Raw genomic sequence first — 15,595 nt, forward strand, 5'->3', positions numbered from 1 at the left:
TCAGATGCTGGCGTATATTTTTCGGCGACTGCTGCTGATCATCCCGACCCTGTTCGGCATTCTGCTGATCAACTTCGTGATCATCCAGGCCGCGCCCGGTGGCCCGGTGGAACAGATGATCGCCAAGCTCGAAGGCTTCGAAGGCGCCACCAGCCGGATTGCCGGCGGCGGTGCCGAGGTGTCGGTGGCCGGCTCCTCCTATCGCGGCGCACAGGGTCTGGACCCGGCGCTGATCAAGGAAATCGAGCACATGTACGGGTTCGACAAATCGGCCCCGGAACGTCTGTGGATCATGGTCAAGAACTACGCGCAGCTGGATTTCGGCGACAGTTTCTTCCGCGACGCCAAGGTGATCGACCTGATCAAGGAAAAGATGCCGGTGTCGATCTCGCTGGGGCTGTGGAGCACGCTGATCATGTACCTGGTGTCGATCCCGCTGGGGATCGCCAAGGCCACGCGGCACGGCAGCCATTTCGACGTCTGGACCAGTTCGGCGATCATCGTCGGCTATGCGATCCCGGCGTTTCTCTTTGCGATCCTGCTGATCGTGGTGTTTGCCGGCGGCAGTTATCTCGACTGGTTCCCGCTAAGGGGCCTGACCTCAAACAACTTCGATGAACTGAGCTTCGGCGGCAAGATCCTCGATTACTTCTGGCACCTGGCGCTGCCGGTGACCGCACTGGTGATCGGTAACTTCGCAACCATGACCCTGCTGACCAAAAACAGCTTTCTCGACGAAATCAACAAGCAATACGTGGTCACCGCCAAGGCCAAAGGCCTGACCCGCCATCGCGTGTTGTACGGCCATGTGTTCCGCAACGCCATGCTGCTGGTGATTGCCGGATTCCCGTCGGCGTTCATCGGCATCTTCTTCACAGGATCCTTGCTGGTGGAAGTGATTTTCTCCCTCGACGGTCTCGGCCTGATGAGCTTTGAAGCGGCGATCAACCGCGATTACCCGGTGGTGTTCGGTACCCTGTTCATCTTCACCCTGCTGGGGCTGGTGGTGAAACTGATCGGCGACCTCACCTACACCTTGGTCGATCCGCGCATCGACTTCGAAAGCCGGGAGCATTGAGATGAACCTGTCCCCTCTCAACCGCCGCCGCTTCGAACTGTTCAAAGCCAACAAACGTGGCTGGTGGTCGCTGTGGCTGTTTCTGGTGCTGTTCGGCCTGAGCCTGGGCGCCGAGCTGATCGCCAACGACAAGCCGTTGGTGGTGCATTACGACAACAATTGGTACTTCCCGGCGATCAAGCGCTACCCGGAAACTGCGTTCGGCGGCGAATTCCCGCTGGAAGCCAACTACAAGAGCCCGTACATCCGCGAACTGCTCAAGGCCAAGGATGCGTGGGTGCTGTGGGCGCCGATTCCCTACAGCTACCAGAGCATCAACTACGACCTGAAAGTCCCGGCCCCGGCGCCGCCGTCGGCGGACAACCTGCTCGGCACTGACGATCAGGGCCGCGATGTGCTGGCGCGGGTGATCTACGGTTTCCGCATTTCGGTGCTGTTCGCGCTGACGTTGACCGTGCTGAGTTCGATCATCGGCGTGATTGCCGGTGCTTTGCAGGGCTTCTATGGCGGCTGGGTCGATCTGGCCGGGCAGCGTTTTCTGGAGATCTGGTCGGGGCTGCCGGTGCTGTATCTGCTGATCATCCTCGCCAGTTTCGTCCAGCCGAATTTCTGGTGGCTGCTGGGGATCATGCTGCTGTTCTCGTGGATGAGCCTGGTCGACGTGGTGCGCGCTGAGTTCCTCCGTGGCCGCAACCTTGAATACGTGCGCGCAGCAAGAGCGCTGGGCATGCAGAACGGTGCGATCATGTTCCGCCACATCCTGCCCAACGCGATGGTCTCGACCATGACGTTTATGCCGTTCATCCTCACCGGCGCCATCGGCACCCTCACCGCTTTGGACTTCCTCGGTTTCGGCTTGCCGGCCGGCAGTCCGTCGCTGGGTGAACTGGTCGCCCAGGGCAAATCCAACCTGCAAGCGCCGTGGCTGGGCATGAGTGCCTTCGCCGTGCTGGCGTTGATGCTGAGTTTGCTGGTGTTTATCGGCGAGTCCGCTCGCGACGCCTTCGACCCGAGGAAGTGAAATGAATCAGGACAATCTGATCGAAGTGCGTGACCTCGCCGTCGAATTCGGTTTCGGCGAGCGCGTGCACCGGGTCGTCGAAGGCGTGAGTTTCGACATCAAACGCGGCGAAACCCTGGCGCTGGTCGGCGAATCCGGCTCGGGCAAATCGGTCACCGCGCATTCGATCCTGCGCCTGCTGCCCTACCCGATGGCCCGCCATCCGGCCGGCAGCATCAACTATGCCGGGCAAAACCTGCTGGGGCTCAGTGAGAAAACCATCCGCCACATCCGTGGCAACCGCATCGCGATGATCTTTCAGGAGCCGATGACTTCGCTGAATCCGCTGCACTCGATCGAGAAGCAGATCAACGAAGTCCTCGGCATCCACAAGGGTCTGACCGGCAAAGTCGCGACCAAGCGTACGCTGGAGCTGCTGGACATGGTCGGCATCCCCGAGCCGCACAAGCGTCTCAAGGCCTTGCCCCACGAGTTGTCCGGTGGCCAGCGCCAGCGTGTAATGATCGCCATGGCCCTGGCCAACGAGCCGGAATTGCTGATTGCCGACGAACCGACCACGGCGCTGGACGTGACCGTTCAGCTGAAAATCCTCGATTTGCTCAAGGAATTGCAGGCTCGATTGGGCATGTCGTTGTTACTGATCAGTCACGATTTGAACCTGGTGCGAAGAATTGCGCATCGTGTATGTGTCATGCAGCGCGGTTGCATCGTCGAACAGGCATCGTGCGCAGAGCTGTTCCGTTCGCCGCAGCATCCGTACACTCGGGAATTGCTCGGCGCGGAGCCCAGCGGAGGCCCGGCGAGCAATAAAATCGGCGCGCCGCTGCTTGAAGTCGAGGACTTGAAAGTCTGGTTCCCGATCAAGAAAGGCCTGCTCAAGCGCACGGTGGATCACGTCAAGGCAGTGGACGGCATCAATTTCAGCCTACCGCAGGGTCAGACCCTGGGGATCGTGGGAGAAAGCGGCTCCGGTAAATCCACCCTGGGTCTGGCGATTTTGCGGCTGATCGGCAGCAAAGGCGCGATCCGCTTTGAAGGCAAGCAGCTAGACTGCCTGACGCAGAACGAGGTTCGCCCGTTGCGTCGGGAGATGCAGGTGGTGTTTCAGGACCCGTTTGGCAGCCTGAGCCCGCGCATGTGTGTCAGCGATATCGTTGGCGAAGGCCTGCGGATTCACAAGATGGGCACCGCTGAGGAACAAGAGGCGGCGATTATTGCGGCATTGAAGGAGGTAGGTCTGGATCCGGAAACCCGGCACCGCTACCCCCACGAATTTTCCGGTGGGCAACGGCAACGAATCGCCATTGCCCGGGCTTTGGTGCTGAAACCGGCGCTGATCCTGCTGGACGAGCCGACGTCGGCGCTCGACCGCACGGTGCAGCGGCAAGTGGTGGAGCTGTTGCGTTCACTGCAAGCCAAGTACAACCTGACGTATTTGTTTATCAGCCATGATCTGGCTGTCGTCAAAGCGCTGAGCCACCAGTTGATGGTGGTCAAGCATGGCCAAGTGGTCGAACAGGGAGACGCGCAAAGTATTTTTGCCGCCCCCCAACATCCGTATACACAGCAGTTGCTGGAAGCCGCTTTTTTGGCACCAGCCACTGCGCAATAACCTGAAAGAGGAGCAACACATGGGTTTTCTCGCCGGTAAGCGCGTACTGATCGTCGGTGTCGCCAGCAAGCTGTCCATCGCATCCGGCATCGCTGCCGCCATGCATCGCGAGGGCGCTGAGCTTGCCTTCACTTATCAGAACGACAAACTGAAAGGTCGTGTTGAAGAATTCGCCCAAGGCTGGGGTTCGAGCCCTGAGCTGTGCTTCCCGTGCGACGTGGCCAGCGATGAAGAAATCGCCAAGGTCTTCGAAGCACTGAGCAAGAAGTGGGACGGCCTGGACTGCATCGTCCACTCCGTTGGCTTCGCCCCGGGCGACCAACTGGACGGCGACTTCACCGAAGCCACCACCCGTGACGGTTTCCGCATCGCGCACGACATCAGCGCCTACAGCTTCGTGGCCCTGGCCAAAGCCGGTCGCGAAATGATGAAAGGCCGCAACGGCAGCCTGCTGACCCTGTCGTACCTGGGCGCCGAGCGCACCATGCCTAACTACAACGTAATGGGCATGGCCAAGGCTTCGCTGGAAGCTGGCGTACGTTACCTGGCCGGCTCTCTGGGCCCGGATGGCACCCGCGTCAACTGCGTATCGGCTGGCCCGATCCGTACCCTGGCAGCCTCGGGCATCAAGAACTTCCGCAAGATGCTGGCCGCCAACGAAGCGCAAACCCCGCTGCGTCGCAACGTCACCATCGACGAAGTCGGCAACGCCGGCGCCTTCCTGTGCTCCGACCTGGCGTCGGGCATCAGCGGCGAAATCATGTACGTCGACGGCGGCTTCAACACCACCGCCATGGGCAACATCGAAGAGTGATCTTCGGTTAGCCAATAAAAAAACCCGCCGATCTGGCGGGTTTTTTTATGCCTGCAACACTGTCCCCTGTGGGAGCGCTGTGTCAGGCAATGAAGAGGTTGATGGCCGGACGCCATCGCGAGCAGGCTCACTCCTACAAGCGATCTGCGGTGCATTCGCTAACAACGCTTCAAGGCCTGCTTGTGCACATACATCGCGCTATCGGCATCCGCCAGCAGCCGATCCACGGTCTCATGGCGCTTGGCGTCATATTCGATCTGGCCCACGCTAAAGCGAATCGCATAGCCCCGATGCAACGTGGCATTGCGCTCTTCGAGAATATCCTTGAGCCGCGCCATGATCGCCGTCGTTTCAATATGGCTGGAGCCGGTCAGCAACGCGACGAACTCATCCCCGCCCAGGCGCCCGACCACATCACTCTCGCGAAAGGCGATGCGCAGCACGTCGGCAAAGGTTTTCAGCGCACTGTCACCCTCGGCATGCCCATACAGATCGTTGATCTGCTTGAAGTCATTGAGGTCGAAAAACAGCAAGGTTGCCGGCCGTTCCAGCCGTGCGCAGGCGTCCAGTGCATGCTGCGCCAGTTGTTTGAAACCACGGCGATTGGACAGCAACGTCAACTCATCCATGCTCGCGATCTGCACAGCGGCCAACTCTTGCTCGGCCATTTCCGCCAGATCACGCAACAACGCGCGCTCTTCCTCGTCGAGGTCGCGGGGCTTGGTGTCGATCAGGCACAGCGTGCCCATTTTATTGCCATTGGGCACGGTCAGCGGGTAACCGGCGTAGAAGCGAATGTTCGGCGCGCCTGTCACCAACGGGTTGTCATGGAAGCGCACATCCTCGCGGGCGTCCGGCACCAACAGCAGGCCGTCGTTAAGAATCGCATGGCCGCAGAACGAGACATCCCTCGGTGTCTCGCTGACATCCAGGCCCACGCACGACTTGAACCACTGCCGATTGGTGTCGACCAACGTCACCAGTGCAATCGGCACATTGAACAGGCGTTTCGCCAACCGTGTCAGTCGGTCGAAACGTTCTTCAGGGGCGGAATCGAGCAGCTCAAGACCGTGCAACGCTTGAACGCGCGCCGTTTCATTCGCAGGTTTTCCTGGAACCAGCATCAGCACACTCCATTGGCAACAATGCTTCCAAGCGTAGCGCTAATTTGGCAATGGCTCACATTTGCGCCACCGGGCATGGCCCGCCCGCATCGGCCCAGAGCTTGAATTGCGTGACAAAAATATCGTGCGGCACTGGCACCGGCGCGCGCCCTGCCCCGGGATTCCAGCCCCACAGCACCAATTTGTCTTCGCTGACATGCTTGATCAGCGCAGCAAAGTCGCGATCGCCATTGCTCGAACGGTCCTTGATCATCGCGCAGAGCTTGTCCGGTGGCAGGCCGATCCAGGCCATTTTGTGCGCTGCCGGCGGCAGGCTCCAGTGCGGCGCCCCCGGTGGCGCATGCGGGCCGTAACTGGCCGGCGGATTGTTTTCCGCGTGGCAGGTCGCGCAAGGCAAACCGGCGGCGCCCTTGCCGTCCATGCCGCGCACCACGTTCATCGCATGGGGAATGCCGGCGTCGAACTGCAACGGCGAATCACCGGGAATGTGACAGTTCTGGCAGCGCGGACTCTGGAAGACTTTCTGTACCGTGGTGAAGGCTTTCAAGGCTTCCTGATCATCGGCAAACAGGTCCGAGGCATAACCGCCCAGCCCCAGTAGAACCACCGTGCCCAACACTAGATGTCGTTTCATCTCACACCCCCGACAGTTGCAGCGGCAACTCGCGCAGGCGTTGCCCGGTCAGGGCGAACACCGCGTTGGCCACGGCTGGCGCGGTCGGCGGCACACCGGCCTCGCCGATGCCACCGGGTTTGTCGCTGCTGGGCACGATGTGCACTTCCACCACCGGCATCTCGTTGAGCCGCAGCACCTGATAATCGTGATAGTTGGATTGCACGACCGCGCCGTCCTTGAGCGTCAGTTTGCTGTGCAGCGCCATGCCCAGACCGAAGGTGATGCACGATTCCATCTGCGCCGCGATACTCTGCGGATTCACCGCAATCCCGCAGTCCACCGCACAGACCACGCGATGCACGCGAATCGCCAAATTGTCCTGCGACACCTCCGCCACCTGCGCAACGTAGCTACCGAACGACTCGTGCACTGCCACGCCCAACGCATGGCCATCCGGCAATGGTGCTTTCCAGTTAGCCTTTTCCACCGCCAGATTGAGCACGCCCAAATGCCGAGGATGATCCTTGAGCAAGGTTCGTCGGTACTCGACCGGATCCTTGCCCGCCGCCGTGGCCATTTCATCGATCAGCGATTCCATGACAAAACCGGTATGGCTATGGCCAACCGAGCGCAGCCACAACACATTGATGCCCGTTTGCGGCGAATGCAGATCGACCTGATGATTGGCCAGGCCTTTAACGTAAGGACTGTCGGAAACGCCTTCGACCGAGGTCGGGTCGATGCCGTTTTTGACCATCGTCGCCTCCATCAGCGTGCCGGTCATGATCGACTGCCCGACCAGCACGTGCTGCCAGCTCGACGGCAAACCATCAGCGCCCAAGCCGATCTTCGCCTGATGCAAGAACATCGAGCGGTAGTAACCGCCACGAATATCGTCTTCCCGCGACCACACGGTTTTCACCGGCATCGCGGCGGCTTTCGCCACGTGCACGGCTTCGGCGACAAAGTCAGACGTTGGATTGGCCCGACGCCCGAAACCGCCACCCAAAAACTCAGTGTGGATCTCGACCTGATCAGGCTTCAGCCCGGTGATCTTGCCAGCGACCATTTGATCCAGCGTCTGGAATTGTGTGCCGGTCCAGATTTCGCATTTTTCCGCACTGATTTTCACCGTGCAGTTGAGCGGCTCCATCGGCGCATGAGCCAGATAAGGCACGCTGTATTCGACATCGATCTTCTTCGCCGCTTTGCCAAAACTGCCCTTGGCATCACCGGCCTGACTCGCCGACGTGCCTTGCGTCGCGGCCAGTTTGCGGAAACTCGCCAGCAGTTTTTCGCTGCTCAGGTCCGCATGCGGGCCCAGATCCCAATCGACCTTCAGCGCATCACGGCCCAATTTAGCCGCCCAGTAATGCTCGGCAATCACCGCCACGCCCGTCGGCACCTGCACCACTTTGTGTACGCCCGGCACCGCCAGCGCTTCAGCGCCTTCGAATGATTTAACAGTGGCACCGAATACCGGTGGGCGCGCGACCATTGCGGTCATCAAGCCTTCAAACTGCACGTCCATGCCGAACTTGGCGCGGCCGGTGATTTTCTCCGGTGTGTCGAGGCGTTTGGTCGGTTTGCCAATGACCTTCCAGTCCTTGGCTTCCTTGAAGGTAATCGACTTCGGATCAGGCACCGGCAATTGCCCGGCGGCATCTGCCAGCTCGCCATAAGTTGCACGCTTGTCACCGGCAATCACCACGCCCGATTCAGTGCGAATGGCCGACGGTGCCACCTCGAAGCGTTTCGCCGCCGCCTCCACCAGCATCTGCCGCGCGGTCGCGCCTGCCAGTCGATAGCGGTCAAACTCCATCCACGTCGACGTCGAGCCGCCGGTAATCTGCATGCCGCCAAAACCGGGCATGCCGTAATCCGCCGCCGACGCGGGCGAGTGCTCGACGCGGATCTTCGACCAATCGGCATCCAGCTCCTCGGCAATCAACATGGTCAGGCCGGTCCAGATGCCCTGGCCCATCTCCGAATGCCCGAGCAACACGGTGACGCTGTTGTCCGCCGCGATGCGCAAAAACGCATTGGGCGCGAACACCTTGCCTTCATTCTCGGCCGCATAGGCAAACTTGTGGCCGCCAGGGACGACAAACGCCACCACCAGACCGCCGCCCAACAGGGCGCTGCCTTTGAGAAAACTCCGACGCGATACAGGACTGTTCATCGCCTATCTCCCACAGATTGAATCAGCCGATTTCCGATGCACGCTTAACCGCTGCGCGAATGCGGGGATAGGTGCCGCAACGGCAGATATTGCCGGAGAGCGCCTGATCGATATCGCTGTCGGTGGGTTTGGGGATTTTCGCCAGCAGCGCGGCAGCAGACATGATCTGCCCCGACTGGCAGTAACCGCACTGCACCACGTCAAGTTCGGCCCAGGCTTGCTGCACCGGGTGCGAACCGTCGGTGGACAGCCCTTCGATGGTGAGAATTTTCTGGCCATGGGCCACGGCGGTCGCGGGCGTAATGCAGGCGCGCAACGGCGCCCCGTCAACGTGCACGGTGCAGGCCCCGCACTGGGCCATGCCGCAACCAAATTTGGTACCGGTCAAGTGCGCGACATCGCGCAGGACCCAGAGCAACGGCATGTCCGCGGGGACATCGAGCTCCTGATCCTTGCCATTGATATTCAAGGTCAGCATCGGGGAATTTCCTCAGACTCACGGTGTTCTGAAGGAGCGCCGCTGTGGCCATCAAAGCCTACGCGCGCCTCGGCTTATCCCTTTCAGCAAAGCCTAATTTGCGCACGAAGCCAGACGTTGCGACCACCGGTCATGCAGATGTCGACTTTAATCCTACAGTTGATAACGGCTCGCACTGAGCCATCGCAGTGGAAAACTCGTCATGAGCGAAACCGGTCCGCGCTGACCGCGCGGGTTATCCATCAGATTGGTCTGGAGTAGCGAATATGGGATTTGTCACCAGCAAAGACGGCGTCGAGATTTTCTACAAAGACTGGGGCCCGAAAGACGCGCCGGTGATCCACTTCCACCACGGCTGGCCGCTCAGCTCGGACGATTGGGACGCACAGATGCTGTTCTTCCTCGGCAAAGGCTTCCGGGTGGTTGCCCATGATCGCCGTGGGCATGGACGTTCGAGTCAGGTCTGGGACGGGCACGACATGGATCATTACGCCGACGATACGCTGGCTGTGGTTAATCATCTGGGCCTGAAGAATGTCGTGCATGTCGGTCACTCGACCGGTGGCAGTGAGGTGATTCATTACATTGCCCGGCATGGTCAGGACAACGTTGCCAAAGGTGTGCTGATCAGCGCGGTGCCACCGTTGATGGTGCAGACCGAGAGCAATCCGGGTGGGCTGCCGAAATCGGTATTCGATGACTTTCAGGCGCAACTGGCGGCGAATCGCGCGCAGTTTTATCGCGATATTCCGACCGGGCCGTTTTATGGCTACAACCGGCCCGGGGCCACGCCATCGGAAGGGATTATTGCCAACTGGTGGCGTCAGGGCATGATCGGTGGGGCGAAGGCGCATTACGACGGGATCGTCGCGTTCTCGCAGACGGACTTCACCGAGGACTTGAAAAAGGTCACGGTGCCGGTGCTGGTGATGCATGGCGAGGATGATCAGATTGTGCCGTATGCGGATTCAGGGCCGTTGTCGGCGAAGTTGCTGCCCAATGGCACGCTGAAGTCGTATCCGGGGTTCCCCCACGGGATGCCGACGACGGAGGCCGAGACGATCAACGCGGATCTGCTGGCGTTTATTCGCGGCTGAGATCATTGGCAGCCATACACTTCCCCCTGTGGGAGCGAGCCTGCTCGCGAATGCGATCTTTCAGTTGAACTTGAGCTGAATGACCCACCGCTTTCGCGAGCAGGCTCGCTCCCAGAAGGGGGATGTGATTGGGCTCACGTCCATTATTCCTCTGTGCGCCCCGTGCTTTCACGATCACGCTCGTAGTGGTGAGCCAGTGGCAGCGCCGGCAACCATGATTCACGCCGAATGGTCCAGAGTTCGTAAGTAGGTTTGAACTGATTAGGCTCATCGAGCGATCCGATGTTGACCTCTACTTCATCTGCCGAACGTGTGAACACAGGTGAGCCGCAACGCGGGCAGAAAAAGCGCCCGTTGTAGTCGCGGGTTTCGCCGGTGACCTTCAACGCATCCTCGGGAAATATGGCCGAGGTGTGAAAGAGCGTGCCGTGGCGTTTGCGGCAGTCGAGGCAGTGGCAGATGCCGACTCGGTAGGGCTGACCTGTCACTTCGAAACGGACATCGCCGCACAGGCAACTGCCGGTCAATAGATTCATGTCGCACCTCCTCTTCAGAATTTAAAATTAGCGACAGCCCTCACCCTAACCCTCTCCCAGAGGTAGAGGGAACTGACCGCGCTGAATGTGCAAGTTGCACCGACTTGAAATACCGAGTCGAACTCAGGCCTGGAAGTACATGGAGATCTGCTCCCTTTCCCCCTCGCCCCCCTGGGGGAGAGGGCTGGGGTGAGGGGGAAAAATCTCCCAGACTCACGCAAAACAGAAAGCCGCCACCAACCGACATTGCCCATGTGTAAACGTCATCCAGTGATCACGTTTAAAGCACACAAACCGTTACGCCATCCTCCCTACAACACCTTGCGTCGTTACCTACGCGTACGCCAGAATCCGCCGGCTTACACGGCTATGTGCGGGGCTATATCGTTTGCCTGTCACTGCAAAACAGTGATCGGGTTTGGTAGCCCGCGTCGGTACCGCCGTATGGCGCCACCTTATTCAGTCTCTTTATTCGCGGCTGTGTTTTATATGGTGGACATGCGTGGGGCTCATTCGTGAGCGCCGGGTTTCCGTATCGACCGGTCTACCAACCCGCGCATGGCCGCCACCCTTCGTTTGGTAGCGAGAGTGATGGCTCCTATTTATATCGATACGAGACTTCATCTATGTTCAAAATTACGCCCAACCCACCACAAACCGATCCAATTCCCCACGATCCGTCACTTGACCCGCAAAAGGTCAAAGAGGCCACCGACCGCGCCCTCGACTACTACCTCCGGCCCGAAGCACTAGGGGCGCCGCCAAGCTCACCCAAGTTTCGCCCGGTCTATTTGGTCGACCCCACGCTGGATGAAGAAACCCTACTGGTCGAAGCCTGTGAGTCGCTTTCCTACGCCCACTCCATGGCCGGTAACATCGCCAACTCGATAGGCGGCCCGGAGCGCAAACCGCTGCTGGCGCTGCAACAGGTGATCATGCTGAACGAGCTGCTGGTCAATCGCCTGCTGGACAAGCTGCGCGTGCCACAGTAGTCACCCAAAGGATGAGTGCAGGGTTACCCCTTCACTCATTCCGTGGATTGATGAGCAGAATTCATCAAGCCATCCCGATTTAGCCGTCTAGTGCCCCCCCCGTCACCTCGCTTACTGTGCTCCCCACGCCCAACGGGAGATCGACATGCACAAGCGCACACGCGGCAACCGTTCACTCGAAGTATCCGCCCTCGGCGTTGGCTGCATGGACCTGAGCTATGGCTATGGCTCGACCACAGCTACTCAGGACATCGCAGAACCGCAAAGGATGGAGCCTTTCACGATGGCCACTGACACACGCAGCAGCGCTGCCCTTCCCGCACTTATGGCGTTCTGCCTGAGCGTTGGGTCGATGTTCAGCGCTACCACTCAAGCAGCCGAGACACCGCAATCCATGACTACTCCGCAAACCACAGCACGAGCCCTGTCGGGTAAACAACAGACGATTCCACTGATTGCCGCGTTCATGGCGACCAGCGACATGCGCAACCTCAACTCGGCGCTCAACCAGGCACTCGACGCCGGCCTGACCATCAGCGAAACCCGGGAAATTCTCGTGCAGCTCTACGCTTACGTCGGGTTCCCGCGCAGCCTCAATGCCTTGAACGAGCTGATGACGGTGGTGCAGGTACGCAAACAACGCGGCATCGAAGATGCGCCGGGGCGTGAGCCGGGCCGGGCGATTCCAGTTGGGGATGAACTGCTGGCCAGCGGCACCGCGAATCAAACGAAAATTTCGGGCGCCCCGGTCAAAGGCCCGGTGTTCGAGTTCGCCCCGGTTATCAACCAGTTCCTGCAAACCCACCTGTTCGGCGACATCTTCGAGCGCGACAACCTTGACTGGCAAAGCCGTGAACTGGCGACCGTCGGGGCGCTGGCTGCAACGCCGGGCGTAGAATCGCAACTGCGCGCGCATATGGCGGCGAGCCTGCGCGTCGGGCTCAGCGCGGCACAGTTGGCCGAGGTCACTGAGCTGCTGAAAAAGCACGGTGATGCGCAAACCGCCGAACGTGCAAATGCAGCGCTCAAAGAGGCTTTGGCGGCTTCGAAAAAATGACCGAAAAATGGACCTGATATCGATTTCTCAAAAATATCGGCGTTCGGAGTTGTGTGGGTGCGCTGATCTACAAACCCTGGCTTGCGATCAGCGTCCATACTGTGGTTTTTCAGAAGTCGGGACTCCGCCATGCCCTCCCCCGAATCCAGCCTTTTGCAGAGCTGGCACGACAACGCTGATGTCTGGATCGAGGTGATCCGCAGCGGCGCCATCGAAAGCCGTCAGCAGGTTACCGATCAAGCGATTTTGTTGGCGATCATGGGCCGGCAGCCGCAGCGTGTGCTCGACCTCGGCTGCGGTGAAGGCTGGCTGTTGCGGGCGCTGGCGGATCGGGGGATTGATGCCGTCGGGGTGGATGGCGATGCGCGGCTGGTCGAAGCGGCGCGTCTGGCGGGGGCGGCGCGGGTGCATGTTGCGAGTTACGAAGCGCTGGTCGATGGCAAGGTCGATATCGGTCGTAACTACAACCTGGTGTGCGCGAATTTCTCGCTACTGCATCAAGACATAATTCCGCTGCTTGCCGCGATGAATGCCTTGCTTGTTCCCACAGGTGTTGTGGTCATTCAGACACTGCATCCATGGTCTGTCGCGGCAGGCGATTATCAGGATGGCTGGCGCGAAGAATCGTTCGCGGGATTCAAAGGTCAGTGGCAGCCGATGCCGTGGTATTTCCGCACGTTGTCGAGTTGGCTGAATGCGCTGGACATGGCCGGGTTCCAATTGGCCGGTTTGCAGGAGCCACAGCATCCGCAAAGTCCAGTGCCGCAGTCCTTGCTGATGGTTGCCGAGCGCCGCTGAGATTTCAGAAACACCATCAATCATTGTGGGAGCTGGCTTGCCAGCGATGGCGTCGGGTCAGTCAACATTGATGTTGAAGGTGCTGGCCTCATCGCTGGCAAGCCAGCTCCCACAGTGGTTTGGGTGTGCCAGGAATTTGTGACCACCATACAAACCTGTGGGAGTGAGCCTGCTCGCGATGACGGTATTTCAGGCGACATCAATGTTGAATATCAGACCGCAATCGCTTGCAGGCAAGCTCCCACAGTGGTTTCGGGACCACGGATGCGGTACTGCGCCAGCAGGCGCATGACGTAGCCAATCTTGATCAGGGTCGGGCCGAGGATGGTCAGCGAATGCATCGCCACCAGCAGCGCAATCGGCATGTGGCCGTTGTAGATATACGCGCCGTATATGCCAGCGAGCAGCATGAGCAGACCAGCGACGAGGATTTTGCTCGACAGGTGCAGAACGTTCAGCGGGCTTTCAAAGAAAGTGAGCATGGTGTCGTACTCCTGAGCGGTTCGTTTAGGTAAGTTGAGTACATCAAGTCTCGTGCCCGATTTTCAATTCAATAAAATCAGTTTGTTGCACGATAACGAGTCAATTTGACACAAGCCGGACGCAGTCAATTCGACCTGAAACCTTGTCATTACGACTACATAAAGACACGGTAAGAAAATCCGGTCTGCGGCTCGGTGTCTCCGTCGTCAGGATTTCCAATGCTCGGCAATTGTCGATCTACGGCACCGGCAATCGACCAAGGACTGACTACGCTGTAAATCCAGCTGTCTAACCTGCCGAGGATGACTGCCATGCAACGCTTTCAAAAACTCACCCCTTGCCTTTGGTTCGACGATCAGGCCGAAGCCGCTGCGAAGTTTTACTGCTCAATCTTCGATCACGCAAAAATCACCGGCCTGACCCACTACAGCAAGGTCGGTCAGGAATTTCACGGCAAACCGGAAGGTGCGGTGATGACCGTCAGTTTCGAACTCGATGGCCAGACCTTCACCGGCCTTAACGGTGGGCCGATGTTCAAGTTCAGCGAGGCGATCTCGTTTCAGGTCAATTGCCAGAATCAGGAAGAAGTCGACCATTTCTGGGGCAATCTGTCCGAGGGTGGCCCCGTCGAAGCCCAGCAATGCGGCTGGCTGAAAGACAAGTTCGGCGTGTCGTGGCAGATCGTGCCGGTGGCGTTCATGCACATGATGCTGGATGCCGACACCAGCAAATCGCAGCGAGCGATGCAGGCCATGTTCACGATGAAAAAACTCGACATCGCCGAACTCGAACGGGCCTTTGCCGGCCAGAGCTAATACACTGGCGCCCTGGCCTGCCGGGAATAACAACGATGAAACACGCTGCCGCCAAACACCCTGAAAAAGCCCCGCGCTTCTGGCGCGACGCGGCGCTGCCGTTCATTGAAGCGCGGGCCATCGCCGATGGGCGCGAAGTCTGCTACGCGCGGCATTCCCATGCGCACTTTTCCATTGGCGCGATCACCGCCGGTCGCAGCACCTATGTGCATGAGCAGGCGCAGTTCGAGGTCGCGGCGGGCACTGTGGTGCTGATGAACCCCGGCGATGTGCATGCGTGCAATCCGATCGATGATCAGCCGTGGTCGTATGTGATGCTGTACGTGGAAACGCCCTGGCTGACGGATTTGCAGCATCAGTTGGGCTTTGCCGGTGATCTTGAGTTTCGGCGTTTTTCCACCACACACCTTGATGACACTGCGCTGTTCAACGAACTGAACGGGCTGTATCAAACGTTAGTAGACCCGCAACAGGATGTGCTGCGCAAGCAAAGCGCGGCGGTGGAGTTTTTCAGCGACCTGCAACTGCGTTTGAACCCCGCCGGCCCCTCTCTGCGCGAGCCAAATTTCAAACTGGAACGCGCTGCCGATTTCATCCGCGAGCACTGCACCGAAGTGCTCAACCTCGACGACATCTGCGCCGCTGCACAGCTTTCACCGTCGTACCTGATCCGCGCCTTCAAACAGCATTACGGCATGACGCCCCACGCATTTTTGGTCAACCAGCGCATCCAGTTCGCCCGCGAGCGTTTGCGCAGCGGGGAGTTGATTGCGGATGTGGCGCTTGAGGCCGGGTTTGCCGACCAGGCGCATTTTCAACGAGCGTTCAAGCAGCATCTGGCGGCAACGCCCGGCCAATATCGCGGCTGACACCTCATCTGAAAATCAACACT

The 15,595-nt window shown here is 59.4% G+C and carries 16 protein-coding genes; 10 read left to right on the forward strand and 6 right to left on the reverse strand.

All coding sequences use genetic code 11. From position 1 onward, the window contains the following. Window positions 1–4 precede the first annotated feature (4 nt). From ACOYXH_RS13590 to fabI, 4 genes are read left to right on the forward strand one after another with little or no spacing between them, the layout of a single operon-like run. Window positions 5–1,078, forward strand: a complete 1,074-nt coding sequence (locus ACOYXH_RS13590) for a microcin C ABC transporter permease YejB (protein ID WP_007910584.1) — start codon at window positions 5–7, stop codon at window positions 1,076–1,078. Between the two features lies 1 nt (window position 1,079). Then, window positions 1,080–2,099, forward strand: coding sequence for an ABC transporter permease (locus ACOYXH_RS13595; RefSeq protein WP_095047909.1), 1,020 nt, complete (start codon window positions 1,080–1,082; stop codon window positions 2,097–2,099). 1 nt (window position 2,100) lies between these two features. Next, the gene (locus ACOYXH_RS13600; protein WP_095047910.1) at window positions 2,101–3,711 is read left to right on the forward strand and encodes an ABC transporter ATP-binding protein; all 1,611 of its coding nucleotides are present in this window, start codon (window positions 2,101–2,103) and stop codon (window positions 3,709–3,711) included. Window positions 3,712–3,730: 19 nt separating this feature from the next. Continuing rightward, window positions 3,731–4,525 carry an enoyl-ACP reductase FabI gene (gene fabI / locus ACOYXH_RS13605; RefSeq protein WP_007910591.1) on the forward strand — a complete coding sequence of 265 codons (795 nt, stop codon included), beginning with the start codon at window positions 3,731–3,733 and terminating at the stop codon, window positions 4,523–4,525. 158 nt (window positions 4,526–4,683) lie between these two features. On the opposite strand, the gene ACOYXH_RS13610 is transcribed toward fabI, so the two are convergent. Genes ACOYXH_RS13610 through ACOYXH_RS13625 form a run of 4 tightly spaced genes read right to left on the reverse strand, consistent with a single transcriptional unit; the run spans window position 4,684 to window position 8,925 of the window. Further along, a complete protein-coding gene (locus ACOYXH_RS13610; protein ID WP_099756513.1) occupies window positions 4,684–5,649 on the reverse strand; it encodes a GGDEF domain-containing protein in 966 nt (321 codons plus the stop codon). A gap of 55 nt (window positions 5,650–5,704) precedes the next feature. After that, entirely contained in the window at window positions 5,705–6,283 is a 579-nt protein-coding gene (locus ACOYXH_RS13615) for a hypothetical protein (RefSeq protein WP_095047912.1), read from the reverse strand. Window position 6,284: 1 nt separating this feature from the next. Continuing rightward, window positions 6,285–8,447: a xanthine dehydrogenase family protein molybdopterin-binding subunit gene (locus tag ACOYXH_RS13620; protein ID WP_095047913.1), complete on the reverse strand. Its 2,163-nt coding sequence runs from the start codon at window positions 8,445–8,447 to the stop codon at window positions 6,285–6,287. Window positions 8,448–8,469: 22 nt separating this feature from the next. Beyond that, window positions 8,470–8,925, reverse strand: coding sequence for a (2Fe-2S)-binding protein (locus ACOYXH_RS13625; protein WP_003224136.1), 456 nt, complete (start codon window positions 8,923–8,925; stop codon window positions 8,470–8,472). A 266-nt stretch (window positions 8,926–9,191) separates the two neighbouring features. Here ACOYXH_RS13625 and ACOYXH_RS13630 point away from each other — a divergent pair, with 266 nt between their 5' ends. Next, entirely contained in the window at window positions 9,192–10,022 is an 831-nt protein-coding gene (locus tag ACOYXH_RS13630) for an alpha/beta fold hydrolase (RefSeq protein WP_460410809.1), read from the forward strand. Between the two features lie 143 nt (window positions 10,023–10,165). On the opposite strand, the gene ACOYXH_RS13635 is transcribed toward ACOYXH_RS13630, so the two are convergent. Beyond that, window positions 10,166–10,558: a GFA family protein gene (locus ACOYXH_RS13635; RefSeq protein ID WP_095124604.1), complete on the reverse strand. Its 393-nt coding sequence runs from the start codon at window positions 10,556–10,558 to the stop codon at window positions 10,166–10,168. Between the two features lie 626 nt (window positions 10,559–11,184). On the opposite strand from ACOYXH_RS13635, the gene ACOYXH_RS13640 reads away from it, so the two are divergent. The 3 genes from ACOYXH_RS13640 to ACOYXH_RS13650 all read left to right on the forward strand — a co-directional run bounded on the left by ACOYXH_RS13640 (window position 11,185) and on the right by ACOYXH_RS13650 (window position 13,405). Further along, the gene (locus ACOYXH_RS13640) at window positions 11,185–11,550 is read left to right on the forward strand and encodes a DUF6124 family protein (RefSeq protein ID WP_064119307.1); all 366 of its coding nucleotides are present in this window, start codon (window positions 11,185–11,187) and stop codon (window positions 11,548–11,550) included. A 283-nt stretch (window positions 11,551–11,833) separates the two neighbouring features. Beyond that, a complete protein-coding gene (locus tag ACOYXH_RS13645; RefSeq protein WP_460410877.1) occupies window positions 11,834–12,607 on the forward strand; it encodes a carboxymuconolactone decarboxylase family protein in 774 nt (257 codons plus the stop codon). Between the two features lie 129 nt (window positions 12,608–12,736). Beyond that, a complete protein-coding gene (locus ACOYXH_RS13650) occupies window positions 12,737–13,405 on the forward strand; it encodes a class I SAM-dependent methyltransferase (protein WP_460064936.1) in 669 nt (222 codons plus the stop codon). A gap of 212 nt (window positions 13,406–13,617) precedes the next feature. Here the strand turns inward: ACOYXH_RS13650 and ACOYXH_RS13655 are convergent, their stop codons facing one another. Then, complete coding sequence (locus ACOYXH_RS13655; protein ID WP_460410811.1) at window positions 13,618–13,887, reverse strand: transmembrane sensor/regulator PpyR; 270 nt, start codon at window positions 13,885–13,887, stop codon at window positions 13,618–13,620. Between the two features lie 312 nt (window positions 13,888–14,199). Between ACOYXH_RS13655 and ACOYXH_RS13660 the strand changes: the two genes are divergently transcribed. After that, a complete protein-coding gene (locus tag ACOYXH_RS13660) occupies window positions 14,200–14,703 on the forward strand; it encodes a VOC family protein (protein ID WP_095124601.1) in 504 nt (167 codons plus the stop codon). Between the two features lie 35 nt (window positions 14,704–14,738). Beyond that, on the forward strand, window positions 14,739–15,572 hold the full coding sequence (locus tag ACOYXH_RS13665) for an AraC family transcriptional regulator (RefSeq protein ID WP_095124600.1): 834 nt from the start codon (window positions 14,739–14,741) through the stop codon (window positions 15,570–15,572). The last annotated feature ends 23 nt before the right edge of the window (window positions 15,573–15,595 follow it).

It is taken from the genome of Pseudomonas sp. Mb7 (assembly GCF_054790525.1).

Coding starts and splice junctions, on each gene's coding strand:
- ACOYXH_RS13645 (WP_460410877.1), top strand. CDS start 11,834: ATGGCCACTGACACACGCAGCAGCGCTGCCCTTCCCGCACTTATGGCG.
- ACOYXH_RS13625 (WP_003224136.1), bottom strand. CDS start 8,925: ATGCTGACCTTGAATATCAATGGCAAGGATCAGGAGCTCGATGTCCCC.
- ACOYXH_RS13595 (WP_095047909.1), top strand. CDS start 1,080: ATGAACCTGTCCCCTCTCAACCGCCGCCGCTTCGAACTGTTCAAAGCC.
- ACOYXH_RS13600 (WP_095047910.1), top strand. CDS start 2,101: ATGAATCAGGACAATCTGATCGAAGTGCGTGACCTCGCCGTCGAATTC.
- ACOYXH_RS13610 (WP_099756513.1), bottom strand. CDS start 5,649: ATGCTGGTTCCAGGAAAACCTGCGAATGAAACGGCGCGCGTTCAAGCG.
- ACOYXH_RS13650 (WP_460064936.1), top strand. CDS start 12,737: ATGCCCTCCCCCGAATCCAGCCTTTTGCAGAGCTGGCACGACAACGCT.
- ACOYXH_RS13590 (WP_007910584.1), top strand. CDS start 5: ATGCTGGCGTATATTTTTCGGCGACTGCTGCTGATCATCCCGACCCTG.
- ACOYXH_RS13655 (WP_460410811.1), bottom strand. CDS start 13,887: ATGCTCACTTTCTTTGAAAGCCCGCTGAACGTTCTGCACCTGTCGAGC.
- ACOYXH_RS13615 (WP_095047912.1), bottom strand. CDS start 6,283: ATGAAACGACATCTAGTGTTGGGCACGGTGGTTCTACTGGGGCTGGGC.
- ACOYXH_RS13630 (WP_460410809.1), top strand. CDS start 9,192: ATGGGATTTGTCACCAGCAAAGACGGCGTCGAGATTTTCTACAAAGAC.
- ACOYXH_RS13665 (WP_095124600.1), top strand. CDS start 14,739: ATGAAACACGCTGCCGCCAAACACCCTGAAAAAGCCCCGCGCTTCTGG.
- ACOYXH_RS13640 (WP_064119307.1), top strand. CDS start 11,185: ATGTTCAAAATTACGCCCAACCCACCACAAACCGATCCAATTCCCCAC.
- ACOYXH_RS13660 (WP_095124601.1), top strand. CDS start 14,200: ATGCAACGCTTTCAAAAACTCACCCCTTGCCTTTGGTTCGACGATCAG.
- ACOYXH_RS13620 (WP_095047913.1), bottom strand. CDS start 8,447: ATGAACAGTCCTGTATCGCGTCGGAGTTTTCTCAAAGGCAGCGCCCTG.
- ACOYXH_RS13635 (WP_095124604.1), bottom strand. CDS start 10,558: ATGAATCTATTGACCGGCAGTTGCCTGTGCGGCGATGTCCGTTTCGAA.
- fabI (WP_007910591.1), top strand. CDS start 3,731: ATGGGTTTTCTCGCCGGTAAGCGCGTACTGATCGTCGGTGTCGCCAGC.